This window comes from Pseudomonas sp. RGM2987 (assembly GCF_022952855.1).
In the GTDB taxonomy this organism is placed as follows: Bacteria; Pseudomonadota; Gammaproteobacteria; order Pseudomonadales; family Pseudomonadaceae; genus Aquipseudomonas.
In genome coordinates this window covers 1-2,167 of sequence record NZ_JALJDX010000041.1, presented here as the reverse complement: position 1 = coordinate 2,167, position 2,167 = coordinate 1, and the positions used below count along the sequence as shown (strand labels likewise).

At 61.2% G+C, this 2,167-nt stretch carries 2 protein-coding genes; both read left to right on the top strand.

Going from position 1 to position 2,167, the window contains the following annotated elements:
- Positions 1–148 precede the first annotated feature (148 nt).
- Positions 149–589 (top strand): cytochrome c, encoded by a 441-nt coding sequence (locus tag RGM2987_RS00245; protein ID WP_245138113.1) that lies wholly within the window; start codon positions 149–151, stop codon positions 587–589.
- A gap of 3 nt (positions 590–592) precedes the next feature.
- On the top strand, positions 593–2,020 hold the full coding sequence (locus RGM2987_RS00240) for a cbb3-type cytochrome c oxidase subunit I (protein WP_245138112.1): 1,428 nt from the start codon (positions 593–595) through the stop codon (positions 2,018–2,020).
- Positions 2,021–2,167: the final 147 nt, after the last annotated feature.

The window sequence follows — 2,167 nt, the reverse complement described above, 5'->3', positions numbered from 1 at the left end:
CCCCCCCGCCACAGCAAGCTCACTCCCACAGGAAGTGCGTTGTCCTTGGAAAATCCCACCAAAACCATCGGAGATTCTTGATCGCCATCAAGCGGTTTCGAGGGGCTCGCTTCCTAGAATGGTCACGCCAAGCAATGAGGAAGTGACCATGTCAGATACCTTCACCAAAGGCATGGCCAGGAATATTTACTTCGGGGGAAGCGTGTTCTTTTTCCTGATATTCCTGGCCCTGACCTACCACACGGAACAAACCTTTCCGGAGCGCAGCAACCAGGCACAACTGACTGAGTCGGTGATACGCGGCAAGGGCGTCTGGGAGCGTAACAACTGCATCGGCTGCCATACCCTGCTGGGCGAGGGCGCGTACTTTGCGCCGGAGCTGGGCAATGTGGTCAACCGGCGCGGCGGCGAGGAAGCCTTCAAGCCGTTCCTCCATGCCTGGATGAAAATGCAGCCGCTGGGCGTTCCCGGACGCCGGGCCATGCCGCAGTTCAACCTGAGCGAGCAGGAGGTCGACGACATCGCCGAGTTCCTCAAGTGGAGCTCGAAAATCAACACCAATGGCTGGCCGCCAAACAAGGAGGGCTGAGAGATGAGCATGGCTAATCCGCATCTGAAATTCGCCTCGCAGGCCGTTGCCAAACCTTATTTCGTGTTTGCCCTGATGTTGTTCCTGGGGCAGGTCCTGTTCGGTTTGATCATGGGCCTGCAATACGTGATCGGCGACTTCCTGTTCCCGCTGATCCCTTTCAACGTGGCCCGCATGGTCCACACCAACCTGCTGATCGTCTGGCTGCTGTTCGGCTTCATGGGCGCGGCGTACTACCTGATACCGGAGGAGGCCGACCGCGAGCTGCACAGTCCGAAACTGGCGCTGCTGCTGTTCTGGGTGTTCGCCGCCGCCGGGGTGCTGACGATCCTCGGCTACCTCTCTGTGCCGTATGCGACGCTGGCGAAAATCACCGGCAACGACCTGCTGCCGACCATGGGCCGTGAGTTCCTGGAGCAGCCGACCATCACCAAGATGGGCATCGTGGTGGTGTGCCTGGGCTTTCTCTACAACATCGGCATGACCCTGCTCAAGGGCCGCAAGACCACAGTCAGCATGGTGATGATGACCGGGCTGATCGGCCTGGCGGTGTTCTTCCTGTTCTCCTTCTACAACCCGGAAAACCTCGCTCGCGATAAATACTACTGGTGGTGGGTGGTGCACCTTTGGGTCGAAGGCGTCTGGGAGCTGATCATGGGGTCGATGCTCGCCTTCGTGCTGATCAAGATCACCGGCGTGGACCGGGAAGTGGTGGAAAAGTGGCTCTACGTGATTATCGCCATGGCGTTGATCACCGGCATCATCGGCACCGGTCACCACTTCTTCTGGATCGGTGCGCCCGAGGTCTGGCTGTGGGTCGGTTCGATTTTCTCGGCGATGGAACCGCTGCCGTTCCTGGCGATGGTGATCTTCGCCTTCAGCATGGTGCGCAACCGTCGCCGGCAGCACCCGAACCGCGCTGCCACCCTGTGGGCCAAGGGCACCACGGTCACCGCGTTCTTCGGCGCCGGCGTCTGGGGTTTCCTGCATACCCTGGCACCGGTCAACTACTACACCCACGGTTCACAACTGACCGCGGCCCACGGTCACCTGGCCTTCTACGGTGCCTACGCAATGATCGTGATGACGCTGATCAGCTACGCCATGCCACGCCTGCGCGGCTTGGGCGAAGCGGCGGACGAACGCTCCCAGCGCCTGGAAATCTGGGGCTTCTGGCTGATGACCCTGTCGATGGTGCTGATCACTCTGTTCCTCACCGCAGCCGGCGTGGTCCAGGTCTGGTTGCAACGCTGGATGGCGGACGGCAGCGCCTTGCCGTTCATGGCGACGGTGGACCACTTGAAACCGCTGTTCTGGGCGCGGTTGCTCAGCGGTGTCGGATTCCTGGCCGGCTTGCTCTGCTACCTGCTCAGCTTCCGCCAGCGCGGTCGTGCCGCCCAGCGTGCGCCGGCGGCGGTGGTGCCGTCGTGAGTGACAGCTAACACCAGGGATGTGCGGTGAGCACGCTTACTGTGGCGAGGGAGCTTGCTCCCGCTGGGCTGCGCAGCAGACCCGGTTTTTTAGGGCGCTGCGCAGCAGACCCTGTTTTTGTGGGCGCTTCGCAGCCGACCTATTTTG